This is a genomic window from Sphingomonas sp. Leaf62 (genome assembly GCF_001421915.1).
Taxonomy (GTDB): Bacteria; Pseudomonadota; Alphaproteobacteria; order Sphingomonadales; family Sphingomonadaceae; genus Sphingomonas.
Window position 1 is genome coordinate 79228 of record NZ_LMLN01000009.1, and the last position, 22693, is coordinate 101920.

At 65.9% G+C, this 22693-nt stretch carries 20 protein-coding genes; 10 read left to right on the forward strand and 10 right to left on the reverse strand.

Annotation, left to right across the window (positions count from 1 at the left end; translation table 11 throughout):
• Nucleotides 1-3 precede the first annotated feature (3 nt).
• Nucleotides 4-1344 carry an MFS transporter gene (locus ASE91_RS06210; protein WP_056623896.1) on the reverse strand — a complete coding sequence of 447 codons (1341 nt, stop codon included), beginning with the start codon at nt 1342-1344 and terminating at the stop codon, nt 4-6.
• Nucleotides 1345-1476: 132 nt separating this feature from the next.
• On the opposite strand from ASE91_RS06210, the gene cyoA reads away from it, so the two are divergent.
• The 9 genes from cyoA to ASE91_RS06255 all read left to right on the forward strand — a co-directional run bounded on the left by cyoA (nt 1477) and on the right by ASE91_RS06255 (nt 10193).
• Nucleotides 1477-2637, forward strand: coding sequence for a ubiquinol oxidase subunit II (cyoA, locus tag ASE91_RS06215; RefSeq protein ID WP_200911205.1), 1161 nt, complete (start codon nt 1477-1479; stop codon nt 2635-2637).
• Between the two features lie 8 nt (nt 2638-2645).
• On the forward strand, nt 2646-4646 hold the full coding sequence (cyoB, locus tag ASE91_RS06220) for a cytochrome o ubiquinol oxidase subunit I (protein ID WP_056623899.1): 2001 nt from the start codon (nt 2646-2648) through the stop codon (nt 4644-4646).
• Between the two features lie 5 nt (nt 4647-4651).
• Nucleotides 4652-5281, forward strand: coding sequence for a cytochrome o ubiquinol oxidase subunit III (gene cyoC / locus ASE91_RS06225; protein WP_056623902.1), 630 nt, complete (start codon nt 4652-4654; stop codon nt 5279-5281).
• Complete coding sequence (gene cyoD / locus ASE91_RS06230) at nt 5281-5664, forward strand: cytochrome o ubiquinol oxidase subunit IV (protein ID WP_055996234.1); 384 nt, start codon at nt 5281-5283, stop codon at nt 5662-5664. The genes cyoC and cyoD overlap by 1 nt, the downstream gene beginning before the upstream one ends.
• Nucleotides 5661-6359, forward strand: a complete 699-nt coding sequence (locus ASE91_RS06235) for an SURF1 family protein (protein ID WP_443024524.1) — start codon at nt 5661-5663, stop codon at nt 6357-6359. Before cyoD ends, ASE91_RS06235 begins: the two co-directional genes overlap by 4 nt.
• A gap of 1 nt (nt 6360) precedes the next feature.
• A complete protein-coding gene (locus ASE91_RS06240) occupies nt 6361-7665 on the forward strand; it encodes an ATP-binding protein (protein ID WP_327196764.1) in 1305 nt (434 codons plus the stop codon).
• A complete protein-coding gene (locus ASE91_RS06245) occupies nt 7662-8192 on the forward strand; it encodes a response regulator transcription factor (protein ID WP_056394433.1) in 531 nt (176 codons plus the stop codon). Before ASE91_RS06240 ends, ASE91_RS06245 begins: the two co-directional genes overlap by 4 nt.
• A 116-nt stretch (nt 8193-8308) precedes the next feature.
• A complete protein-coding gene (locus tag ASE91_RS06250; RefSeq protein WP_082453846.1) occupies nt 8309-9808 on the forward strand; it encodes a L,D-transpeptidase family protein in 1500 nt (499 codons plus the stop codon).
• 10 nt (nt 9809-9818) lie between these two features.
• Nucleotides 9819-10193 carry a hypothetical protein gene (locus ASE91_RS06255; protein ID WP_200911206.1) on the forward strand — a complete coding sequence of 125 codons (375 nt, stop codon included), beginning with the start codon at nt 9819-9821 and terminating at the stop codon, nt 10191-10193.
• 330 nt (nt 10194-10523) lie between these two features.
• Here ASE91_RS06255 and ASE91_RS20070 read toward each other — a convergent pair whose 3' ends face one another.
• From ASE91_RS20070 to ASE91_RS06275, 5 genes are all read right to left on the reverse strand, one after another.
• Nucleotides 10524-10685, reverse strand: coding sequence for a hypothetical protein (locus ASE91_RS20070; protein WP_200911207.1), 162 nt, complete (start codon nt 10683-10685; stop codon nt 10524-10526).
• A gap of 162 nt (nt 10686-10847) precedes the next feature.
• Nucleotides 10848-11111, reverse strand: a complete 264-nt coding sequence (locus ASE91_RS06260) for a hypothetical protein (RefSeq protein ID WP_056394428.1) — start codon at nt 11109-11111, stop codon at nt 10848-10850.
• Between the two features lie 66 nt (nt 11112-11177).
• Nucleotides 11178-12692 carry an efflux transporter outer membrane subunit gene (locus ASE91_RS06265; RefSeq protein ID WP_235530353.1) on the reverse strand — a complete coding sequence of 505 codons (1515 nt, stop codon included), beginning with the start codon at nt 12690-12692 and terminating at the stop codon, nt 11178-11180.
• A gap of 2 nt (nt 12693-12694) precedes the next feature.
• Entirely contained in the window at nt 12695-15901 is a 3207-nt protein-coding gene (locus ASE91_RS06270) for an efflux RND transporter permease subunit (protein ID WP_056623913.1), read from the reverse strand.
• 6 nt (nt 15902-15907) lie between these two features.
• Entirely contained in the window at nt 15908-17110 is a 1203-nt protein-coding gene (locus ASE91_RS06275) for an efflux RND transporter periplasmic adaptor subunit (RefSeq protein WP_082453847.1), read from the reverse strand.
• A gap of 106 nt (nt 17111-17216) precedes the next feature.
• Between ASE91_RS06275 and ASE91_RS06280 the strand changes: the two genes are divergently transcribed.
• A complete protein-coding gene (locus ASE91_RS06280) occupies nt 17217-17888 on the forward strand; it encodes a TetR/AcrR family transcriptional regulator (protein WP_162233631.1) in 672 nt (223 codons plus the stop codon).
• A gap of 77 nt (nt 17889-17965) precedes the next feature.
• Here the strand turns inward: ASE91_RS06280 and ASE91_RS06285 are convergent, their stop codons facing one another.
• Genes ASE91_RS06285 through ASE91_RS06300 form a run of 4 tightly spaced genes read right to left on the reverse strand, consistent with a single transcriptional unit; the run spans nt 17966 to nt 22531 of the window.
• Nucleotides 17966-18475, reverse strand: a complete 510-nt coding sequence (locus ASE91_RS06285; protein WP_056623919.1) for a GNAT family N-acetyltransferase — start codon at nt 18473-18475, stop codon at nt 17966-17968.
• Nucleotides 18472-19839 (reverse strand): efflux transporter outer membrane subunit, encoded by a 1368-nt coding sequence (locus ASE91_RS06290; RefSeq protein WP_056623922.1) that lies wholly within the window; start codon nt 19837-19839, stop codon nt 18472-18474. The genes ASE91_RS06285 and ASE91_RS06290 overlap by 4 nt, the downstream gene beginning before the upstream one ends.
• Nucleotides 19836-20984, reverse strand: coding sequence for an HlyD family secretion protein (locus ASE91_RS06295; RefSeq protein ID WP_056623925.1), 1149 nt, complete (start codon nt 20982-20984; stop codon nt 19836-19838). Before ASE91_RS06295 ends, ASE91_RS06290 begins: the two co-directional genes overlap by 4 nt.
• On the reverse strand, nt 20981-22531 hold the full coding sequence (locus ASE91_RS06300; protein ID WP_235530354.1) for an MFS transporter: 1551 nt from the start codon (nt 22529-22531) through the stop codon (nt 20981-20983). The genes ASE91_RS06295 and ASE91_RS06300 overlap by 4 nt, the downstream gene beginning before the upstream one ends.
• Nucleotides 22532-22693: the final 162 nt, after the last annotated feature.

The following is a 22693-nucleotide window of genomic DNA, read 5'->3' on the forward strand; positions in this document are numbered from 1 at the left end:
CGGTCAGTCGAGCCTGCGCGCCAGTTCCTTGTTCAGCGCCAGCGCCGCCAGCGTACCCACCGCACCCGACAACAGGTACAGGCCCGACGCGATCAGCCCCAGCTTGTCGGCCAGCGCCAGCGCGACCAGCGGCGCGAAGCCGGCACCGAACAACCACGCAAGGTCCGAGGTCAGCGCCGCACCGGTGTAGCGCGAATCCTTGGCGAAGTTCGCCGCGACCGTGCCCGAAGACTGGCCGAACGACAGGCCCAGCAGGATGAAGCCGGTGATCATGAAGGCAATTTCGCCGGCATCGCCACCGTTCAGCAGCAACGGCGCCAGTCCGGAGAACAGTGCGATCGCGACCGCGCCGATGCCCAGCAGCGTCCGGCGACCGATATGGTCGGCCAGCACGCCGGAAATGATGATCGCGAAGATGAAGAAGACGGCGCAGGCGGTCTCGATCCACAGGAAGCGCGCGATCTCCTGTTCGGTGAACAGCAGGATCCACGACAGCGGAAACACGGTGACCATGTGGAACAGCGCAAAGCTGGCCAACGGCACCAGCGCGCCGATCACGATCGTCTTCCATTCGCGGCCGACCGTCGGCAGCACCGGCGACGCCTTCAGTTCGCGATTCTCGAACAGCGCGGTATATTCCGGCGTCACGACGATCCTCAGCCGGGCGAACAGCGCGACGACGTTCAGCGCGAACGCGACGAAGAACGGATAGCGCCAGCCCCAGCTGATGAAATCCTCGGCGCTCATATAGGCGGTGAAGAACGCGAACAGCGCGCTGGCGACCATCAGGCCGAGCGGCGCGCCCAGCTGCGGGATCATCGCATACCAGCCACGCCGGTCCTGCGGCACGTTGAGCGCGAGGAGCGACGCAAGGCCGTCCCATGCCCCGCCGAGCGCGATACCCTGCAGGATACGCAGTGCCGACAGCAGGATCGCCGACCACACGCCGACCGCGGCATAGCCGGGCAGGAAGCCCATCGCCACCGTCGCGGTGCCGAGCAGGAACAGCGCCATCGTCAGCTTCGTGCCGCGACCATGCCGGCGGTCGACCCACATGAACAACAGCGTGCCGAGCGGACGGGCAAAAAACGCCAGCGGGAACAGCGCGAACGAATACAACGTGCCGGTCAGCCGATCGACGAACGGAAATACCAGCTGCGGGAACACGATGACCGATGCGATCGCATACACGAAGAAGTCGAAAAATTCCGACGTGCGCCCGATGATGACGCCGATCGCGATCTCTTCGGACTGGACGCTGATCTGCGCCTCGCCGTTCGGGGATGCGTTGACGGCCCGGGCATCGGCCTCGATTTCTTGGGAATGGACGAAGGCCTCGGCCATAGGGACTCCAAACGTTGCGCGGACGAAGGCGCGGTAAGACTGACTGCTCGCCCGTTATCGCAATGCACCAAACGCGGGGATAGGACAAAATGTCCTATCGCAGTGCAGCATCGCTCGGCATAGGTCGCCCCCATGATCCTGCCCCGCTCGATTCCGTGGCATCGGCCACTGCGCTCGCTCCTGCCCCTCGCGGCCCTGCCGCTGGTCGGCGGCTGCAACATGGTCGTGCTCAATCCCGCCGGCGACGTCGCGCGACAGCAAGCCGACGTCCTGATGATATCGGTGGGGCTGATGCTGCTGATCATCATTCCGGTGATGGCATTGACCGTCTGGTTCGCGTGGAAATATCGCGCGACCAATGAAAAGGCGACGTACAAACCCGATTGGGACCATTCGACCGGTCTGGAGCTGATTATCTGGTCGGGGCCGCTGCTGATCGTCATCGCGCTCGGCGCACTGACGTGGATCAGCACCCACCTGCTCGATCCGTATCGGCCGATCGGCCAGATTTCCGCCGGCAAGCCGGTACCGGAAGATCAGCAGCCACTGGAGATCCAGGTCGTCTCGCTCGACTGGAAGTGGCTGTTTATCTATCCCGAACAGGGCATTGCGACCGTCAACCGGCTGGTCCTGCCGGTCGACCGACAGGTGCGGTTCCGCCTGTCGTCGTCATCGGTGATGAACACCTTCTACGTCCCTGCGATGGCGGGCATGATCTACACGATGCCCGGCATGGAGACGAAACTGCATGCGGTGATGAACAAGGCGGGAACCTATGACGGCATGTCGGCGCATTATAGCGGTGCCGGCTTCTCCTATATGAACTTCAAGACCACCAGCACCGACCAGGCCGGCTTCGACCGCTTCGTGGCGGGCGTGAAGGCAATGCCCAACCGCCTCGACACCGGCCGCTATCTGGTATTGGAACGACCGAGCGAGAAGGTCGCGCCGATGGGCTTTGGCGGCGTCGAGCAGGGCCTGTTCACCCGCATCGTCCAGATGTGCGTGAAGCCCGGCACGCCGTGCATGACCGAAAGCATGCAGCATGGCGGTCACGACGGCGCGCTGGGCGGCCCGACCAACAATCGTCTGCCGCCGCAGGGCGAGGACACCAAGGGCGCCCTCGAAAAAGCCCCGTCCGACTATGGCGTCAGCCCGCACAGCAGCGGCGACGCGCCCGAAGGATCGAAGGCCGCGCCCGGCAGCAACAAGCCGGGCAGCGCCAACAACCGTAACATGACCCGCGTCGCACCGCTGGCGATCCCGGGCCGCCGCGCTTCGGCGCAAGGCTGAGAAACATCATGTCCGATACCCTTACCAAGCTGATCTTCGGTCGCCTGACGATCGAAAGCTTCCCGATCCACGAACCGATCATCGTCATGACCTTCGCGGCGGTCGCCATCGGCGGCGCGGCGGTGCTCGGCGCGCTGACCTATTTCAAGCTGTGGGGCTATCTCTGGAAAGAGTGGTTCACGACGGTCGATCACAAGCGGATCGGGATCATGTACATGATCCTCGGCATCGTCATGCTGCTGCGCGGTTTCGCCGACGCGATCATGATGCGCAGCCAGCAGGCGATCGCCTTCGGCCAGAACGAAGGGTTTCTGAACGCCCATCACTATGATCAGGTGTTCACCGCGCACGGCGTCATCATGATCTTCTTCGTGGCGATGCCGCTGGTGACGGGTCTGATGAACTACATCGTCCCGCTCCAGATCGGCGCGCGCGACGTGTCGTTCCCCTTCCTGAACAATTTCAGCTTCTGGATGACCACCTCGGGTGTCGTGATCGTCATGGCCAGCCTGTTCGTCGGCGAATTCGCCCGCACCGGCTGGCTGGCGTTCGCGCCGCTGTCGGGCCTCGATTACTCGCCGGACGTCGGCGTCGACTATTATATCTGGGCGCTCCAGCTGGCGGGCGTCGGGACCTTGTTGTCGGGCGTCAACCTGATCGCGACCATCGTCAAGATGCGCGCGCCGGGCATGGGCCTGATGAAGATGCCGATCTTTACCTGGTCGGCGCTGGTCACCAACATCCTGATCGTCGCCGCCTTCCCGGTCCTGACCGCCGTGCTCGCGCTGCTGTCGCTCGACCGCTATGTCGGCACCAACTTTTTCACCAACACGTTGGGCGGCAACCCGATGATGTACGTGAACATGATCTGGATCTGGGGCCACCCGGAAGTCTACATCCTGATCCTGCCGGCGTTCGGCGTGTTCTCGGAAATCGTGTCGACTTTCTCGGGCAAGCGGCTGTTCGGCTATACGTCGATGGTCTACGCGCTGCTGGTCATCACCATCCTGTCGTATCTGGTGTGGCTGCACCACTTCTTCACCATGGGATCGGGGGCGAGCGTCAACTCGTTCTTCGGCATCACCACGATGATTATCTCGATCCCGACGGGCGCGAAGATCTTCAATTGGCTGTTCACCATGTATCGCGGTCGTATCCGCTACGAACTGCCGATGCTGTGGGCGATCGCCTTCATGCTGACCTTCACCATCGGCGGCATGACCGGCGTTCTGCTCGCGGTGCCGCCCGCCGACTTCGTGCTGCACAACTCGCTGTTCCTCGTCGCCCACTTCCACAACGTCATCATCGGCGGCGTGGTGTTCGGGATGTTCGCGGGCATCAACTACTGGTTCCCCAAGGCGTTCGGCTTCAAGCTCGACAAGAAGTGGGGTCTGGTCAGCTTCTGGTGCTGGTTCGTCGGCTTCTGGGTCGCCTTCACCCCGCTCTATGTGCTGGGCCTGATGGGTATCACCCGCCGCCTGCGCCACTTCGACGATCCGAGCCTGCAGATCTGGTTCGTCATCGCCGCCGTGGGTGCCGCGATCATCGCGGTTGGCATCGCCGCCTTCCTGATCCAGATCGCCGTCAGCATCATGAACCGCGACAAGCTGCGCGACTTCACCGGCGATCCTTGGAACGGACGCAGCCTCGAATGGGCGACCTCGTCGCCGCCACCGGACTATAACTTCGCGTTCACGCCGGTCGTCCACGACATGGACGCATGGTACGACATGAAGAGCCACAAATATGCCCGGCCGACCGACGGCTTCCAGCCGATCCACATGCCGAGCAACACCTGGGCCGGCATCGTGCTGGCGGGCCTGTCGACGGTCTTCGGTCTGGCGATGGTCTGGTACATCTGGTGGCTGGCGGCACTGTCGTTCGTCGCGGTGATCGGCGTCGCCATCTTCCACACCTTCAACTACAAGCGCGACTTCCACATTCCGGTCGAGGAAGTCATCGAGACGGAGCGCCGGCGTACCGCCGACCTCCAGGCCGCGGGGGCGTAAGGAATATGGGTTCGTCGGTTCAAGTCCCCGCAGGCGCGTCCGAACGCGCCTTCCACCTCGCGGAGGAGCATGAGCATGAAGCCGGGTCGAGCACGATGCTCGGCTTCTGGCTCTACCTGATGAGCGATTGTCTCATCTTCGCCATGCTCTTCGCCTCCTATGGCGTCTATTCGGGCAGCACCGCGGGTGGCCCGGACGCCAAGGAGCTGTTCGACCTGCCGCTCGTCGCGCTCAACACCGCGATGCTGCTGTTCTCGTCGATCACCTATGGCTTCGCGATGATCGCCGCCGAAGAGGGCAAGAAGACAGCGACGCTGCGCTGGCTTGCCATCACCGGCGTGTTCGGACTGTGCTTCCTCGGCATCGAACTCTACGAGTTCAGCCACTTGATCCACGAAGGCGCCGGTCCGCAGCGCAGCGCGTTCCTGTCCAGCTTCTTCACGCTGGTCGGCACGCACGGCCTGCACGTCACCTTCGGCATCGTCTGGCTGGTGACGCTGATGGTGCAGGTCGCCAAGTTCGGGCTGGGGGCCGCCAATATGCGCCGCCTGATGTGCCTGTCGCTGTTCTGGCACTTCCTCGACGTCGTCTGGATCGGCGTCTTCACCTTCGTCTATCTGCTGGGAGTGCTGTAATGGCCGGCCACGCTCATCACGACGCGCATGGTCATGGCGGCCATGGCGATGCGCCCGCCCACGGCTCGCGCCGCGAATATATCACCGGTTTCCTGCTGTCGGTGGTGCTGACTGCGATCCCCTTCGCGCTCGTCATGACCAACGCCTTCGCCGATACCCGGATCACCGCCGGCATCGTCATGATCAGTGCGATCGTGCAGATCGTCGTGCACATGATCTACTTCCTGCACATGAACACGAAGTCGGAGAATGGCTGGACGCTGATGGCGCTGATCTTCACCGCCATCCTCGTCGTCATCGTGCTGTCGGGGTCGTTGTGGGTGATGTACCACATGAACCTGAACATGATGCCGCAGATGTCCGGGGAAATGAGCGGGATGTGACCCGGCCGGGGGGCATGCGGCGCATCCTGATCGGAACCCTGATCGGATGCGTCATCGCCAGCCTCCTCGCGCTGGGGGTGTGGCAGTTGCAGCGTCGGACGTGGAAACTGGACCTGATCCAGCGAACCGAAGCGATGCTGCGCTCCCCCCCCATCCCTGCCCCGCCGCCGTCGGCATGGGGCACGATCGGCACCGACGATATGTACCGACCGATCACCGTTACCGGTCGCTATCGTGCCAAAGCCGATACCTATACGCAGGCCGCGACCGCGCTCGGCGGCGGCTTCTGGGTCCTGACCCCGCTCGATACCGGGCACTTCACCGTTCTGATCAACCGCGGCTTCGTGCCGCCAGATCAGCGCGGCAAGGTTCCGCCACCGGCGGGCACCGTCACCGTCACGGGATTGTTGCGCGTCACCGAACCGGGCGGCGGCTTCCTGCGCAGCAACGATCCCGCCACCGACCGATGGCATTCGCGCGACGTCGCCGCGATCGCGACCAGACGCGGCCTGTCCGGCGTCGCTCCCTATTTCATCGATGCCGCCGCGACACCGGGCGCGCCTTGGCCGCGCGGCGGCCTGACGGTGGTCAATTTCCGCAACAGCCATCTGGTCTATGCGCTGACATGGTTCGGCCTTGCCGCACTGCTGGCGGGCATGACGTGGTTTGTCGCGCGGCCGAACAAACGGGCGTAACATGCGCCCGATGCAGCCCGCCGCCGCCCCGACTCCCTATGTGCCGCCCGCCGAAGGTGTCGGACGCAACATGCTGCTGCTGGTTCAGCTGCGCTGGCTGGCGGTCGGTGGGCAGTTGGCGACGATCCTCGTCGTCGACGGGTTGCTGGGCATCCATCTGCCGCTGGTGCCGATGGCGGGCGTTCTCGCGGCACTGGTGCTGCTCAACCTGCTGACCCTCGCACGCCGGTCGCGGTGGAGCGACACGAACCTGCCGCTGTTCGCCGCACTGATGTTGGATGTCGCCGCGCTGACCGCACAACTCTATCTGTCGGGCGGGGCACGCAACCCGTTCGTGTCGCTCTACCTGTTGCAGGTGGTCATCGGCGCGATCCTGCTCAACGTCTGGTCGAGTTGGGCACTGGTCGCGATCACCAGCGTCGCCTTTGCGCTGATGGGACCGTTCCACCGTCCGCTGCAACTGCCGCCGACCTATGCCAGCAGCCTGTCCGATGCGTTCCTGCTCGGCAACTGGATCAATTTCGTGCTGGCGGCGACGCTGCTGGTCGCGTTCGTGACGCGGATCGCCGCCAATCTGCGCAACCGCGATACCAAGGTCGCGCAACTCCACCAGCGTGCGGTCGAGGAGGAGCATATCGTCCGCATGGGCCTGTTGGCGAGTGGCGCGGCACATGAACTGGGCACGCCGCTATCGTCGATCTCGGTGCTGCTGGGCGACTGGAAGAACGAACCGGCGGTGCGCCGCGACCCGCGTTTCGCTGCCGAGGTCGACGACATGCGATCCGAAGTCGCGCGCTGCAAGGAGATCGTGTCGGGCATCCTGTTCGCGGCGGGTGAGGTGAAGGGCGAGGCCCCGACCCGAACCACGCTCCGCACCTTCCTGACCGCCACGCTCGACCGCTGGCGCGGCACCGATCCCGCCCGCGCCGCGTTCGACGACCGACTGGGACCAGACGTGCCGATCGTTGCCGATCGTGCGCTGGCGCAGGCGCTGACCAACCTGCTCGACAATGCGGTCGAGGCCGGCGGCCGCAATATCGCGCTGGTCGCGCTCCGCGACGGCGCGATGCTGCGGCTGACGGTGCGCGACGACGGCAACGGCTTCGCCGACCGTATTCTTTCCAGCCTCGGCAAGCCCTATAATACCAGCAAGGATCGGCAGGGTGCCGGCCTTGGCTTGTATCTCGCCACAAACGTGCTGCGGCCGCTTGGCGGAACGATCGAGGCGGTGAACCGTGATAGCGGCGGTGCGGAGACAACGCTGATCCTGCCGATCGAGTCGCTGGCGTTGGAGAAGACGAAATGACCGACCGTCGCCTGCTGATCGTCGAGGACGATGCGACGTTCGCCCGCACGCTGTGTCGCTCGTTCGAACGGCGCGGCTATGCAGTGGAGGTGATCGGCGGTCCCGACCGGCTGGACGATGTCGCGCGCGGCTTCGAACCCGAATATGCGGTCGTCGATCTGCGGCTGGGCGGCGCATCCGGCCTCGCCTGCGTCTCCGCGCTGTCGGCGATCGACCCGACCATGCGGATCGTCGTGCTGACCGGATTTGCCAGCATCGCGACGGCGGTGGAGGCGATCAAGCTGGGGGCCACCAACTATCTGACCAAGCCCGCGAATACCGACGAAATCGAGGCGGCCTTCGCCAAGGTCGACGGCAATCCCGAAGCCGACCTGACTGCCGCGCCGACTTCGATCAAGACGCTGGAATGGGAACATATCCACCAGACGCTGGCCGATACCGGCTTCAATATCTCCGAAGCGGCGCGCCGGCTGGGCATGCATCGCCGGACGCTTGCCCGGAAACTGGACAAACGGCATCTTTCCTGACCCATGAGGGTTCGAAACCGTTCCCCGCTTGTGGTAACAGGTCGCCAGGGGCAACGGTTCATCGTGCGGAAGGTTGGGATCCGTATAGGACGACCACCGTACCAACAGAGTCTGGGATGAAAGCGATTACCGATCACCGCCTATGTTTCGCCCGTGCGCTGCGGCGTGCCCTGTTCGCCGGCGCGGGCCTGACGCTCGCGAACGTCGCTTCGGCGCAGGTCCTGCCGCCGCCGGTCGTGCCGACCGTCCCGATGGCCGCGCCGATGGTACAACCGATTCTTGCGCCCTTGCCGCTGCCGACGCTGACCGCCGCGCAGGAGAGCGAGCTTGCCCGGCTGCTCGCGCGTGATGCGGTGACGCAGGGGCTGAAGGACCGCGAGCCGTTGCTGGGTGCACTGAGCGGACCTGCGCTGGTGCAGGCGGCGCTCGACCATGCCCATGCGGTACGCGCCGGTCGGCTCGACACCGCCGATTTCCAGAAGGACTGGGCGATGCGCCCGCAATCCTATGACCCGCTGCCCGCGTTTCGCGATGCGGTGGCGAAGGACCGGCTGGCGGCGTGGGTCGCGTCGCTGCCGCCGCCCTATGCCGGATATGACACGCTGGTCGCGGGCCTTGCGCGCTATCGCAAGATCGCCGCGAATGGCGGCTGGCCGATCGTCGCCGCCGGTTCCGACCTGCGCATGGGCGGACGTGGTCCGCAGGTCGCGGCGCTGCGCAAGCGGTTGGCAGTCGAGGATTCCGAATTGTCGGCCAGCGGCGACAGCTTCGATCCGGCGCTGCTCGACGCCGTCCGCCGGGCGCAGCGCCGCTACGGCCTGAACCCTGCCGGACAGGTCGGTGCGCAGACCATCGCTTCGCTGAACGTCCCCGTCGGGGAGCGGATCAAGCAGATCAAGGCAAATATGGAACGGTGGCGCTGGCTGCCGACCGAGCTGGAAAAGAACCGCATTCAGGTCAACATCGCCGCGGCGGTGCTGACAGTGTTCGACGGCGATCAGCCGGTGACGTCGATGAAGGCGGTAACCGGGCGACCGGGCGACGAGACGCCGATGCTGACCTCGACGATCCATTCGATCGTGCTCAATCCGCCATGGAACGTGCCATCGTCGATCGCCGACAAGGAATTGTGGCCGAAGGAACGCGCCAATCCCGGCTATCTGAAGCGCAACGGGTTCCGCGTCATCGAAACCGAAGGCGGCGGGCGTCGCCTGCAACAGGCGTCGGAGCGGAGCGCGCTGGGCCGGTTCAAGTTCGATTTCGACAATCCGTTCGCGGTGTATCTGCACGACACGCCGGCCCAGTCGGGCTTCGCCAATTTCGACCGGCTGGCCAGCCATGGCTGCGTCCGGCTGGAAAAGCCTGAGGATCTGGCGCGGCTGTTGTTGCGGACCACCCCCGACTGGTCGGCCGGGCAAATCGATACGACGCTGGCGTCGGGCAAGACGGTACGCGCGCGCGTTGCCGACCCCGTAAAGGTCTATCTGCTGTATTGGACCGCGTTCGCGACGCCCAACGGCACGATGAGCTTCCGCGAGGATCCGTATAAATGGGACGGCGTGCTGGCGAACAAGATCGCCGCCCGCGCCGAAGCCAGCCAGTTGGCGGCACGATAAGGGGATGGCGATGAAGAGCGGATGGCGTGCGATGCTGCTGGCAGGCAGCGGCCTGTTGCTGACGGCGGGGCTGGCGGCCTGTTCGAACGACAATGTCGACGAGGCACCGATCGAAAACAGCGCATTCGATGAGGAAGCGCCGCCCCCGACGCCCCTGCCGGAAGAAAACTACGAAGTCGCGCCGCCGAAGATGGAGAATCTGAGCGCGGTCGCACCGGCTGAGGAACTCCCCCCACCCCCGCCGATCGAGCCCGATCAGCAGGTGCTCGACGACGCATCGGCGACGGGCATGACGTCCCGCTCCACGCGGGGCGAGGAAAAGGCGGCGGACGACGCCGCGGATGCCCCGGTCGACGATGCGATGTCGAACCAGCAAGGTCAGTGAGGTTTTGGTATCGGCCATGCCCATGGCCGATACCGGGATTGCGGCGTCGGCATGGAGGCGGTGGAACGCGAGACTTTCGTAAAATTCACTCGCTCGGGAGCCTGCCGCGCCTCGTTCCTGACGCTGCTCCCAATTTGCGGCAGGCACCGCGTGTTCGGAATGGTTACGGTGTTTGCAGCATGATTCGTGCGCGATCGCAGGCCGAGCAACCTTCACCAAGCCGTCAAAGCGGACCACATATCAAGCAGTGCCCACGCTTCAGGGCAGACCGGGTCGCCGCCGCCCAGTCCACTGCAACCGTCGGCCAACAACACGACCATCAACGACCGTTCAGGCCGCCTGCGCAGCGACCTCCACGACGGCAGCAGCATCGGCATAGGCTTTTTCGAGGTAGAGGTTGGCGAGTTCGTAATGCGCATGCACAACCTGCTCATGGTCGGCCTGCTGCGCCAATTCCAACTGCTGTTCCGCACGGCGTACAAAGTAGGACATTTCGTCCGGTCCGATCAAAGACACGACAACCTCTCAAGGGCGTTTGCCGCCCGCTTATTACACTCGCCCGGTGCAACCGGACCTCGCTAAAACGCTTGGCGGCTACGAGGGATGCCTGTCGCTGCAAATTCTGACGTAGTGATTACAATGGCATCCGCCGGATCACATCCGGCGATGCTTTCCGCCATAGCGCCCGCCGATATACGCGCCCAGCCGATTCATCTCGCTCGCAGCCGCAACCACCGCGTCGGACTGACACGGCAGCGGGTCGCGGTCGTGCTCGGCCGCGCGACTCGCGACCTTGGCCGCCAGTTCCTCGATATCGGCGCGCGACAGCAGGTTCTTCTCGCGCAGCAGGCAAAGCAGGCTTTGCAGGATCACCATGCTCTTTTCGCCGGCAGCATCGCCCGGTTCGATCGGATTCATCGTTCCTCTCCTTTATGTTATGCCGGAGAGCATATGCCGATCGGGCGATGATGCAAGCGGGCGGGCCTAGTTCAGCCCACCGCCCAGTGTCCGATACAGGGTCACCAGATTGGTCGCCTGGGCGAGGCGCGTCTGCACCAGCGTCTGCCGCGCGGCATAGCTGGTCCGCTGCGCATCGAGCGTGTTGAGGAACGAATCGATTCCTGCCCGATAACGCGCATCGGACAGGCGCTCGGCGGTCGCCGCCGCCCGTGCCCGCGCGGTCTGGGCCGACAATTGCTCGCCGATCGTGCCGCGCGTCGCCAATGCATCCGCAACCTCGCGAAACGCGGTCTGGAGCGTTCCTTCATAGGTGGCGACCGCCGCCAGCTGTTGGCCCCGCGCAACCTCGACATTGCCGCGCCGCTGCCCGCCGTCGAACAGCGGCAGCGAGGCGGCCGGCGAGATCGAGAAGTTCTGCGTTCCCGCACCGAACAGCCCGCCCAGCGCGGTGCTGATGGTGCCCAGCGTCGCCGTCAACGAGATGGTCGGGAACAGCGCCGCACGCGCCGCGCCGATATTGGCGTTGGCCGCATAGAGGCGCCGTTCGGCCTGCAACACATCGGGTCGCCGCAACAGCACCGCCGACGACACGCCGGTCGGCAGATCGGTCAGCACCGGATCGCGGTCGCCCAGTTCGGTCGGCAGCTGTTCGAGGGGGATGGTCGTGCCGGCGAGCAGGTTGATCGCGTTCTGGTCCTGCGCGATCTGTGCGGTCAGCGCCGCGATATCGTTGCGCGCCTGCTGGTACGTGGTTTCGGCCTGCTGCACCTCCAGTTCGGAGATGACGCCGACGCGAAACTGCGCACGCGTCAGTTCGAGCGTCCGCCCGAAACTGTTCAGCGTTTCGCGCGACAGCCGCAACTGATCCTGATCGGCCGCCATCGTCAGCCAAGCCGTCGCCACTTCGCCGACCAGCGCAATGCGCGCCGCCCGCTGTGCTTCCTCGGTCGCGAAATATTCCTGCAACGCGGCCTGGCTCAGGTTGCGGATCCGGCCGAACAGGTCGAGTTCGAACGCCGAAAAGCCGACCGACGCCTGATAGATTTCGAGGTTGCTCGTCTGCGCCGGCACGCCGCCGACGCCGGCACCCGTACCACCGCCGCCGGTTCCACCCGTACCGCCGGTCCCGGTTCCAGTTCCGCCGGTGGCACCCCCTGCCCCGCCCAGCGCACCGAACGGGTTGTTGGTATAGGTGACGCCGCCATTGACGCCGGTCGCCGGCACCTGACTGGCGCGGGTCACGCGATATTGCGCTCGGGCGACCAGTACGTTGGCGGTCGTGACGCGATAATCGCGGTTATTGTCGAGCGCGGTGGCGATCACCGCCTGCAACCGCGGATCGGTGAAGAAATCGCGATAGGCGATCGCGGTCACGTCTGCCTGTTCGGCCCCCAGCGGCGGATACGCCCCGCCCTGCGGCAGGGTCAGCGGGATCGCCCCCTCCGGCCGGACATTGCCCGGCGCGAGGTTGCATCCCGCCAGCGCAGTGGTGGCGGCAAGGAGGATCAGGCTACGCAGCGTCATCACATGGTTGCTCATGGTCATGCCCCCTGCGGCGCAGGTTCGCCGCCATCGGAGGACCGGTTGCCGCCATCGGGTTCGACGTCCCGGTTGGCGGACGGGGTGCCCTTGTCACCGCCATGGCCGAACAGGCGCAGGACGACGACGAAGAACATCGGCACAAAGAAGATGGCGAGGATCGTCGCCGACAACATGCCGCCGACCACCGCGCGGCCGATCGCATTCTGTCCGCCGGCACCCGCGCCGGTCGACAGCGCCAGCGGCAGCACGCCGAAGACGAAGGCGAGCGAGGTCATCAGGATCGGCCGCAGGCGCAGCCGTGCCGCCTCCGCCGCCGCGTCGATCGGGTTCATCCCGTCGGCCATCCGCTCTTCGGCGAATTCGACGATCAGGATCGCGTTCTTCGCCGACACGCCGATCGTGGTGATGAGACCCACCTGAAGGTAGATGTCGTTGTTCAGCCCCGTCAGCCACGCCGCCAACAGCGCACCGAGAATGCCCAGCGGCACGACCAGCAGGACCGAGATCGGCACCGACCAGCTTTCGTACAGCGCGGCAAGGCACAGGAACACGATCAGCAGCGACAACCCGTACAGCGCCGGTGCCTGTCCCCCGGAAAGCCGTTCCTCGAACGACAGGCCGGTCCATTCGAGCGCGGTGCCCGGTGGCAGCTTGGCATGGATCTCCTCCATCGCCTCCATCGCCGCACCGGTGCTCAGGCCCGGCCCCGGCGAACCCTGCAGCTGCATCGCCGACTGCCCGTTATAGCGGGTCAGCTGTACCGGCGCATTGGCCCATTCGAGCGTCGAGAAGGCGGTGAACGGCACCATCTGTCCGGTCGCATTGCGCACGTACAGGTCGCCGATATCCTCCGGACTTAAGCGATAGGGCGTATCGGCCTGGATATAGACGCGCTTCACGCGACCACGGTCGATGAAGTCGTTGATATAGCCGCCGCCCCATGCCGTCGCGATCGTCGAGTTGACGTCGGCAAGGTCGAGACCCAGCGCGCGCGCCTTGTCCTCGTCGATATTGACCTTCAGCTGCGGCGCATCGTCGAGGCTGAGCGGACGCACCTGTGCCAAGCGGCCATCCTGCGCGGCCATGCCGAGCATCATGTTGCGCGCCTGCAGCAGCCGGTCGTGGCCGATGCCGCCGGTATCGACCAGCTGCACGTCGAACCCGGTAGCGTTGCCCAGTTCCTGTACCGCCGGCGGAACCAGTGCGAAGATCAGCCCGTCCTTATACCCGGCAAAGGTGCCCATGGCGCGACCGACGATCGACTGCGCCTTGTTCTCAGCCCCGCTGCGCTCGTCCCACGGCTTCAGGTTGACGAATACCAGACCGGCATTCTGCCCCTGCCCCGCGAAGCTGAAGCCGTTGATCGTGAAGACACCTGCGACGTTGGCGCTTTCCTGTTTCAGGAAATGATCGCGCACGAGGTTCAGGCCCTTTTCGGTACGACCGCTGGTCGAACCCGCCGGACCCTGCACCAGCGCCAGCACCGTGCCCTGATCCTCGTCGGGCAGGAAGCCCGAGGGCAGGCGCGTGAACACGAACACCATGCCGCCGACAATCAGCAGATAGACCAGCATCGAGCGTTTCCAGTTGCGCGTGGTGCGCCGGACGCCGCCTTCATATTTGTTCTGCCCGCGTTCGAACCGGTCGTTGAACCAGCGGAAGAAACGCGCCAGCAGGCCATTGCCCTGTTCGTGCTGGTGCGGATCATGCGGCTTCAGGATCGTCGCGCACAAGGCGGGTGTCAGGATCAGCGCGACCACCACCGACAGCACCATCGCCGATACGATCGTGATCGAGAACTGGCGATAGATGACGCCGGTCGACCCGCCGAAGAACGCCATCGGCAGGAACACCGCCGACAGGACCAGGCCGATACCGACCAGCGCACCGGTGATCTCGTCCATCGACTTGCGCGCGGCTTCCCGCGGGGACAGCCCCTCGGTCTGGATCAGGCGTTCCACGTTCTCCACGACGACGATCGCGTCATCGACCAGCAGGCCGATCGCCAGCACCATGCCGAACAGCGTCAATGTGTTGATGGTAAAGCCCGCGACCGCCATCACCCCGAAGGTGCCGAGCAGCACCACCGGCACCGCGATGGTCGGGATGATCGTCGCCCGCCAGTTCTGCAGGAACAGGAACATCACGAGGAAGACGAGCACCACCGCCTCGATCAGCGTGTGGATGACCTGTTCGACCGACAGGCGGACAAACGGCGTCGTATCGTACGGATAGATGACCTTGACGTCGCTCGGCAGCGTCCGGCCGATTTCCTGCGCGCGCGCCTTGACCAGCTCGACGGTATCGAGTGCGTTGGCACCCGCCGCCAGCCGGACGCCGAAGCCCGATGCCGGCTTGCCGTTATATTGCACGTCGAAGCCGTAATTCTCGGCCCCGATCTCGACCCGCGCGACGTCACCCAGCCGGACGACCGCGCCGGTGGCATTGGTCTTCAGACGGATATTGGCGAATTGTTCGGGGGTTTGCAGGCGCGACTGGACGCTGACCGTGGCGTTCAGCATCTGCTCCTTGGGCGCCGGCAACGCGCCGATCTGCCCGGCGGAAACCTGCGCGTTCTGTGCCTGGACCGCCGCCGTGACATCGCCGATCGTCAACTGGTAGCTGTTCAGCTTCAGCGGATCGACCCAGATGCGCATCGCATATTGCGCGCCGAACACCTGCAACTCGCCGACGCCGGATACGCGGCTGATCGGGTCCTGAAACTGCGAGACGACCATGTCGGACAGATCGTTGTTGCTGTGCGATCCGTCGGTCGACACAAGGCCGACGACCACCAGGAAGCTGGCGGCGGACTTGGTGACCTGAATCCCCTGCCGCTGGACTTCCTGCGGCAGAAGCGGGGTCGCCGCCTGCAGCTTGTTCTGGACCTGCACCTGCGCGATGTCGGGATCGGTGCCCTGTTCGAAGGTCAGCGTGATCGACACCGTCCCCGCCGAGGAGGACGAGGACGAGAAATAGCGCAGATTGTCGATGCCCTTGAGCTGCTGCTCGATGAGCTGGGTCGTCGTCCGTTCGAGTGTTTCCGCATCGGCACCCGGATAGGTGGCGGTGATCGCGACCGCGGGCGGCGCGATTTCGGGGAACTGCGCGATCGGCAGACTGCGGATCGCGATCGCGCCGGCCAGCATCATGACGACGGCGATAACCCATGCGAAGATGGGTCGGTCGATGAAATAACGGGACATCAGCGGTTACTTCGCCTGTGCCTGCGGACCGCCCGCAGCACCGGGGGCAGCGCCCTGCGGTGCCGCGCCGGCGGTCTGCGGAGTCCATGGATAGCCCTTGACCGGGGTGCCGGGCTGCAACATCTGCGCGCCTTCGACGACCACCTTGTCGCCGGGCTGCAATCCGCCGGTCACCAGCCATGCATCGCCGATGGTACGGTCGGTGGTCAGCGGACGCGGGGCGAGCTTGCCGTCGGCGCCGATGACCAGCACCGTCGCGCTGCCCTTGGGATCGCGAGTAACCGCCCGCTGCGGCACCAGTATCCCGTTCGCCTTGGTCCCCTGCGCCAGTTCGGCGCGGACATACATGCCCGGCAGCAGCAGACCGCGCGGATTGGCGAAGACCGCCCGGATCGCCTGCGTCCCCGTGGCCGGGTCGACGGTCACGTCGGTGAACTTCAGCGTCCCCTCAATCGGATAGGTGCTGCCATCCTCCAGCTTCAGCCGGACCCGCGCTGCCCCGCTCCCGCGCGACAGGTCGCCGTCCATGATCTGCTGGCGCAGCTTCAACAGGTCGGCGCTCGACTGCTGGATATCGACATAAATCGGGTCGAGCCGCTGGATCGTGGTCAGCGCCTCGGTCTGCGCCGCCGACACCAGCGCGCCGGTGGTGGACACCGACCGGCCGATCCGGCCCGAAATCGGCGCGGTGATCGTGGTGCGCGACAGGTCGATCTGCGCCTGGCGCAACGCGGCCTGCTGCGCGGCGATGTCCGCCTGCGCCTGCTGCGCGCCGGTCACCGCATTCTCATATTCCTGCCGGCTGATCGCGTTGATCTTGACCAGTTCGCCATAGCGGCGGGCCAGATTGCGCGTGGAGGCGATCGATGCCTGCGCCCGCGACAATGCGGCCCGTGCGCTCGCCACCGCTGCCTGATAGGGCGCCGGGTCGATGCGATAGAGCGGCTGACCCCGTCGGACGGTGTCGCCTTCCTGAAACAGGCGGGCGAGGATCAGGCCGTTGACCTGTGGCCGGACCTCCGACGTCTCATACGCCGCCGTGCGACCGGGCAGCTGGGTGGTCAGCGTCACCGGCTGTGCCTGAACGGTCACGAAGCCGACCTGTGGCGGACCTTGTGGCGCGCCCTTTTGCGGTTGCGACTCGCCGCCCCCCCCGCCACAGGCCGAAAGAATGAGCGCCAGTGCCAGTGGGGCCATGCGATTTTTCATGAACGTCCTCGACGGATGTGCTAAACGTGAGTGATCGATCACTCACACATTGGCTGCGCGTACGCCGCCCGGCGGAAACTGGCAAGGGCTTACAGGTGAATCTGACGTGAATTTGTTGCAGTGCGGGGTCGCATGTCGGGCGAGCAAAGCCACGGCCCGACGCGAAAAACTGGTGACAGTGGCGCGGACGCTGTTCGCCGAACATGGCTTTCACGGCACCGGAGTCGCGCAGATCGCGGCGGTTTCCGGGATCAAAGTCGGGCAGATCTATCGGGATTTTGCCGACAAGGAAGCGATCGTCGCCGCGATCGTCGAGGGCGACCTCGCCACCTTTCTGCACGAGGCGGAAATCGAGCAGGCGGTCGAAAGCGGCGACGTCGCTGCGATCCGTCATTGGCTCCACATGTTTTTGCAGTGCGGCAGGGATATCGAGTCGGGACAACTCATGCCCGAAATCATCGCGGAGGCCGCCCGCAACGACCGCATCAAAACCATCGCGCACGACATCAACCGCAGGGTGAAGCAGGCGCTGTTGCGATCGCTGACCGGACTGGCCCCCCGGCCGGAGCAGGCCGAGTCGCGCGCCGAACTCGCCGAGATGATCATGACCATCGGTGCGGGGATCATGCATCGCCGTATCGCGGACCCCGATTTCGATGACGCCACGGCATATCGTCGCCTGACGACACTGGTCGAGCGCTGGGTTGACCAATTGTTGGACAGTAGGACGTACCCAAGTCTCCAAAAGAACCATTGCGGATTTGTTGCAGTGGACTAAACCGGTTCGGCGCACTCCCTTGCGCTGCCGTCGCAGGCCCCGTCCGGTCCCCCGGGCGGGGCTTGTCGTTTCAGGCCTCATCGCGACAATCCGCGCTCCAGGACGATGAACGACAGCGACTGGCGCGGCAGGCCGAACCGCACGTCGTCCATCGGGAACGGCCGGCTCTCACCGGTCCTGACATAGCCCTGCCGCTCATACCATGCGATCAGCTCGCCGCGCGCGGCGATGACCGTCATCTCGATCCGCCCGGCACCATGCGCGCGCGCCGCATAGTCTTCCGCCGCCGCGACCAGCCGTCGCCCGAGTCCGACGGCCTGCACGTCCGGACGTACCGCCAGCAGGCCCAGCGCCGACAGCCCCGGCGCGATGCGCGACACCTGTACGCAGCCCGTTGCGTCGCCGGTCATCAGGATCGTCCGGTCCGGATCGACGATCACGTCGGCCAGCGCGGCCCGATCGGTGCGTTGTCCGTCGAGCAGATCGGCCTCGTGCGTCCATCCGGCCCGTGCCGCATCCCCGCGAAACGCCGATTCGACCAGATCGTGCAGCGCCGGGATATCGGCCGCCGTCGCCACGCGGATCATGTCCCCGCCCCCCAGCCGCCGCCCATCGCCTGATACAGCGCGACCAGCGCGGTCAGCTGATCGGCGCGCACCTGTTCCAGCGACAGTTCGGCGCTGAACAAGGCGCGCTGCGCATCCAGCTGTTCCAGATACGGGCTATATCCCGCACGATAGCGATTGGTCGCATGGCGCAGCGCTTCGGCGGTCGCGGTCCGCTGCGTCTCCAACGCGCGCCGCTGCACCGCCAGCCGATCGACCGCCGCCAGCGCATCCTCGACCTCGCGGAACGCGGTCAGGACGCTGCGCTGATAAGCGAACGCCGCCTGATCGCGCCGCGCCGTCGCCGCGTCGTAATTGCCGCGCAACTGCCCGCCCCGGAACAACGGTGCCAGCACGCTCGCCCCGATCGACCAGATACCGACCGGATTGGGCAAGGCACTCGACAGCACCTCGCCGGTCGATCCGGTCAGTCGCAGCGACGGCAGGAACTGCGCCCGCGCAGCCGACAGCGACGCATCGCTCGCCGCCAGCGTCGCTTCGGCCTGTGCGATGTCGGGCCGACGGCGGAGCAGATCGGAGGGCAGCCCCGCCGGGATCGGCGGCGCGACCAGCGCGTCGAGCGAGCGCCCCCGATCGATCGCGCGCGGCGGCGTTCCGGTCAGCAACGCCAGCGCATTTTCCTGCCGCCGCGCCAGCAGTTCGAGTTGCGGCAGCGTCTGCGTCACCCCGGCATATTCCGCCTCGGCCTGTCGCAGTTCGAGTTGCGACGTATAGCCGGCCTCCGCGCGCGACCGGGCGATCCGCAGCGCCTCGCCGCGCGACGCGATCGTCGCCCGTACCGTGGCGATCCGGGCGTCGAGGCCGCGCAACGTCACATAGCCGCTGGCGGTGGCGGCGGCGACCGCCAGCCGGGCGCTGTCGGCGGCCGCCGCAGCGGCATCGCCGGTCAATCGCGCCGCCTCGATCGTCTGTCCGACGCGTCCGAACAGGTCGATCTCATACGCCGACTGGAACACCGGTTGCAGCGACGTGCCGGTCGATGCCGTCCCGAACGCGTTGAGCGCACGCTGTTCGATCAGGCCGACCCCGGCATCGAGCGTCGGGAAGCGCGCCGCCCGCGCCACCCGCTCCTGCCCGCGCGCTTCCGCGACGCGCGCGGCGGCGATGGCGATGTCGGGATTATTGGCCAGCGCCGCCTCGACCAACCGGGTCAGTTCGGGGTCGCCGAACGTCTGCCACCAGGTCGCGGTGTTCGGCGCGCTGCCCGGCAGCGGCGTCCGCCACCCTGCCGGCGGCGCCACCGCCGCCGCTTGCGGCCGCGGCCGTTCGGCCGGGGCGCACGCGGCCAGTATCGCCAGCGCCGCCCATGCGATCCGCCGCTTCATCGCGCCGCCGGCGACACGCCGCTGCCGGTATCGACCCGCGCCTCGACCGACATGCCCGGCCGCAAGCGCCCGAACAGCGGATCGCGCGGATCGATGGCGATGCGGACCGGAATACGCTGTGCGACCTTCACGAAATTGCCGGTGGCATTGTCCGCCCGGATCACCGCGAATTCATTGGCGGCGGCAGGCGCGATACGTTCGACCCGTCCCCGCAATTCGGCGCGGTCGAGCGCGTCGACCCGGACGCGGGCGGGCTGACCCGGTGCCATGCGCGCCGTCTGCGCTTCCTTGAAATTGGCGGTGACCCACACGGTCGGCGGTACCAGGAACATCATCTGCGTCCCCGCCGTGACATATTGCCCCAGCCGCACCCCGACCTCGCCCAGCCGCCCGTCCTGCGGCGCGCGGATGATCGTGTTCGCCAGATCGATCTCGGCCAGCCGCACCGCCGCGCGAGCATTTTCGACCGCCGCGTTCAGCCCGCCGCGCCCGACCGTCACCGTCCGCACCTGTTCCTGTGCCACGCTGCGTTGCGCCTGCGCCTGCAACACGCCCGCCTGTGCCGCGCGCAGCGCCGCCAGCGTCTGGTCGCGTTCGCGCAGCGACACCGATCCTTGCGCCACCAGATCGTTGACCCGCGCCATATCGGCCTGCGCCCGGGCCAGCTGTGCCTGCGCATTGACGACCGCTGCCGCCTGTCCGCCCAGACTGGCCTCGCTCGACCGCTCGCTCTGCTGCGAATTGGCGAGGTTGGCCTGCTGCGCCGCCAGCCCGGCCTGCGCCTGATCGACGCGCTGGCGATAGATGCGGTCGTCGATCCGGGCGAGCACCTGTCCCGCCTTCACATCCTGAAAATCGCGGACCAGTACTTCGGTGACATACCCGTTGACCTGCGGCGCGATGATCGTCGTTTGCCCGCGGACATAGGCGTTGTCGGTCGCCTGAATGGCGCTGCCGAACGGCCACAGCCCCCACGCATACAGCGCCAGCGCAACGCCGCCCAGCAACAGTGCGACGAACCCGATCGTCGATTTCAACGACCCGCGCGGTGGTGCCCATCCGCGTGCCCGCGCCGGTTCGCCCGGCACCTCGACCGGATCGATCAGTCGCTGCTGTTCGTCTTCGGAGAGTTTCGTATCGGTCATGACATCTGCTGCTGTCGCATGCGTTGAACGGCGGCAAGATCGGCGGCGAGCGGATTCACGCCCTTCCACCGGAAGCGCAGCCACAGCGCCCCCAGCCACACCACCATCGCCGCCGACAGGATGGCGACGGCAAGGAACACGTCGTTATAGGCGAGGATATTGGCCTCGCGCGTCACCTGTTGCCCCAGCAGCCCCGCGCCCGACGCCTGTCGCAGCGTCGGATCGCCGAGGACGCGGGCGTAGGCACCGCCCAGTTGCTGGATACGCTGCACGACCAGCGGGTCGGTGACGGTCAGGCTCTGGGTCAGTTCGAACGCATGAACTTTCTCGCGGACGATCTGGAACGACCCGAGCAGCGCGGTGCCGGCCAGCCCGCCCATCGTCTGCGAAATGCTGAAGATCGCCGAGAAGCTGATGATATGGCTCGGCCCCCGCGCCAATGCGCGGAAGATGCCGATCATCACCATCGGCCCAAGGAAATAGAGCGCGGCAAAGGCGATGATCGCCTGACTGACATACAGGCTCGACGGCCGGGTCAGGTTGGTCGAATCCGAATCCATCCATGCGCCGATGCCGATCAGCGCGATCGCGATCACCACCGGCTTGTACAGATCCTGCATGTTCAGCGTCTTCAGACAGACGACCAGCCCGGCGATCGACGCCAGCGTCATGACGAGGCTGAGCGTCACCATCTGGTCGTTGCCCATGCCGACCACGGTCAGCAGCCCGACCGTGCCGAACGTCTGTTCGGACAGCAGGATGCGCAGCGACGCAGCGACGATCGCGAAGCGGACGATGTTGCGCCCGAGCATCCAGCGGGTGTTGAGCAGCGGATTGGCGCGGTTATGCTCGATCAGCAGCGCACCGCCGATCAGCGGGATCGCGGCGGCGGTGGCGTATCCCAGCCACGGCGTCGACCACCACTGGATACGCCCCTGCACCAGCACGGCGCACAACAGCGCGATCCCCGGGGCGAACAGCGCGAAGGTGAGGAAATCGATCCGCTCGAACGCCGGCGTCCGGTCCGACGGCGGCAACCGCAGCAGCGCGACCGACGCGAGGCACATCAGCGTCAGCCCCAGTTCGAACAGGAACAGCGCCTCGATCCGCCCATCGGCCAGCAACAGCGGCGACAGGGTCCGCGCCAGCGGCAACGCCACCTGCGACGCGCCGAACCCGATGATCATCCCCGACAGCCGCGCGGCGGCGGGCAGCGCTTGCATGATATACAGGAAACACAGGGTCGTCAGCGCGCTGCCCGCGACCCCCGCCGCACCGCGCACGATCAACTGCACGCCATAGCTGTGCACGAACACCTGCAACACGTTCAGGATCAGGAACGCGATCAGGAAGATGCGCGTAAAGCGCTGCAACCCGAATTGCTGGCGGAATTTGATGAGCAGCATCGACATGCACACGCTGGTCATCGAATAGATCGCGGTCAGCCACCCGCCCTCGACCGGGGTCAATCCCAGCGACCCCTGAATCTGCGGCAGGTTGGCGATCAGCAGTCCGTTGTTGAACCCGCCGGTGATCCCCAGCAGCATGCCGATCGCAAAATAGCCGATCCGACGCGCGAACGGGTGCTCGGGCGTGGCGGGCGAACCGGGCAGGAACGGCCGTTCGTGCGGCTTGAATTCATAGGCCGTGGCGATCGCCGTGGCTCCAGATCGGGATAGTGCACGGCAACAACTTGTAACGGAACGGAT

Coding starts and splice junctions, on each gene's coding strand:
- ASE91_RS06210 (WP_056623896.1), bottom strand. CDS start 1,344: ATGGCCGAGGCCTTCGTCCATTCCCAAGAAATCGAGGCCGATGCCCGG.
- cyoA (WP_200911205.1), top strand. CDS start 1,477: ATGATCCTGCCCCGCTCGATTCCGTGGCATCGGCCACTGCGCTCGCTC.
- cyoB (WP_056623899.1), top strand. CDS start 2,646: ATGTCCGATACCCTTACCAAGCTGATCTTCGGTCGCCTGACGATCGAA.
- cyoC (WP_056623902.1), top strand. CDS start 4,652: ATGGGTTCGTCGGTTCAAGTCCCCGCAGGCGCGTCCGAACGCGCCTTC.
- cyoD (WP_055996234.1), top strand. CDS start 5,281: ATGGCCGGCCACGCTCATCACGACGCGCATGGTCATGGCGGCCATGGC.
- ASE91_RS06240 (WP_327196764.1), top strand. CDS start 6,361: ATGCGCCCGATGCAGCCCGCCGCCGCCCCGACTCCCTATGTGCCGCCC.
- ASE91_RS06245 (WP_056394433.1), top strand. CDS start 7,662: ATGACCGACCGTCGCCTGCTGATCGTCGAGGACGATGCGACGTTCGCC.
- ASE91_RS06250 (WP_082453846.1), top strand. CDS start 8,309: ATGAAAGCGATTACCGATCACCGCCTATGTTTCGCCCGTGCGCTGCGG.
- ASE91_RS06255 (WP_200911206.1), top strand. CDS start 9,819: ATGAAGAGCGGATGGCGTGCGATGCTGCTGGCAGGCAGCGGCCTGTTG.
- ASE91_RS20070 (WP_200911207.1), bottom strand. CDS start 10,685: ATGTCCTACTTTGTACGCCGTGCGGAACAGCAGTTGGAATTGGCGCAG.
- ASE91_RS06260 (WP_056394428.1), bottom strand. CDS start 11,111: ATGAATCCGATCGAACCGGGCGATGCTGCCGGCGAAAAGAGCATGGTG.
- ASE91_RS06265 (WP_235530353.1), bottom strand. CDS start 12,692: ATGAGCAACCATGTGATGACGCTGCGTAGCCTGATCCTCCTTGCCGCC.
- ASE91_RS06270 (WP_056623913.1), bottom strand. CDS start 15,901: ATGTCCCGTTATTTCATCGACCGACCCATCTTCGCATGGGTTATCGCC.
- ASE91_RS06275 (WP_082453847.1), bottom strand. CDS start 17,110: ATGAAAAATCGCATGGCCCCACTGGCACTGGCGCTCATTCTTTCGGCC.
- ASE91_RS06285 (WP_056623919.1), bottom strand. CDS start 18,475: ATGATCCGCGTGGCGACGGCGGCCGATATCCCGGCGCTGCACGATCTG.
- ASE91_RS06290 (WP_056623922.1), bottom strand. CDS start 19,839: ATGAAGCGGCGGATCGCATGGGCGGCGCTGGCGATACTGGCCGCGTGC.
- ASE91_RS06295 (WP_056623925.1), bottom strand. CDS start 20,984: ATGACCGATACGAAACTCTCCGAAGACGAACAGCAGCGACTGATCGAT.
- ASE91_RS06300 (WP_235530354.1), bottom strand. CDS start 22,531: ATGCTGCTGGGGATCACCGGCGGGTTCAACAACGGACTGCTGATCGCC.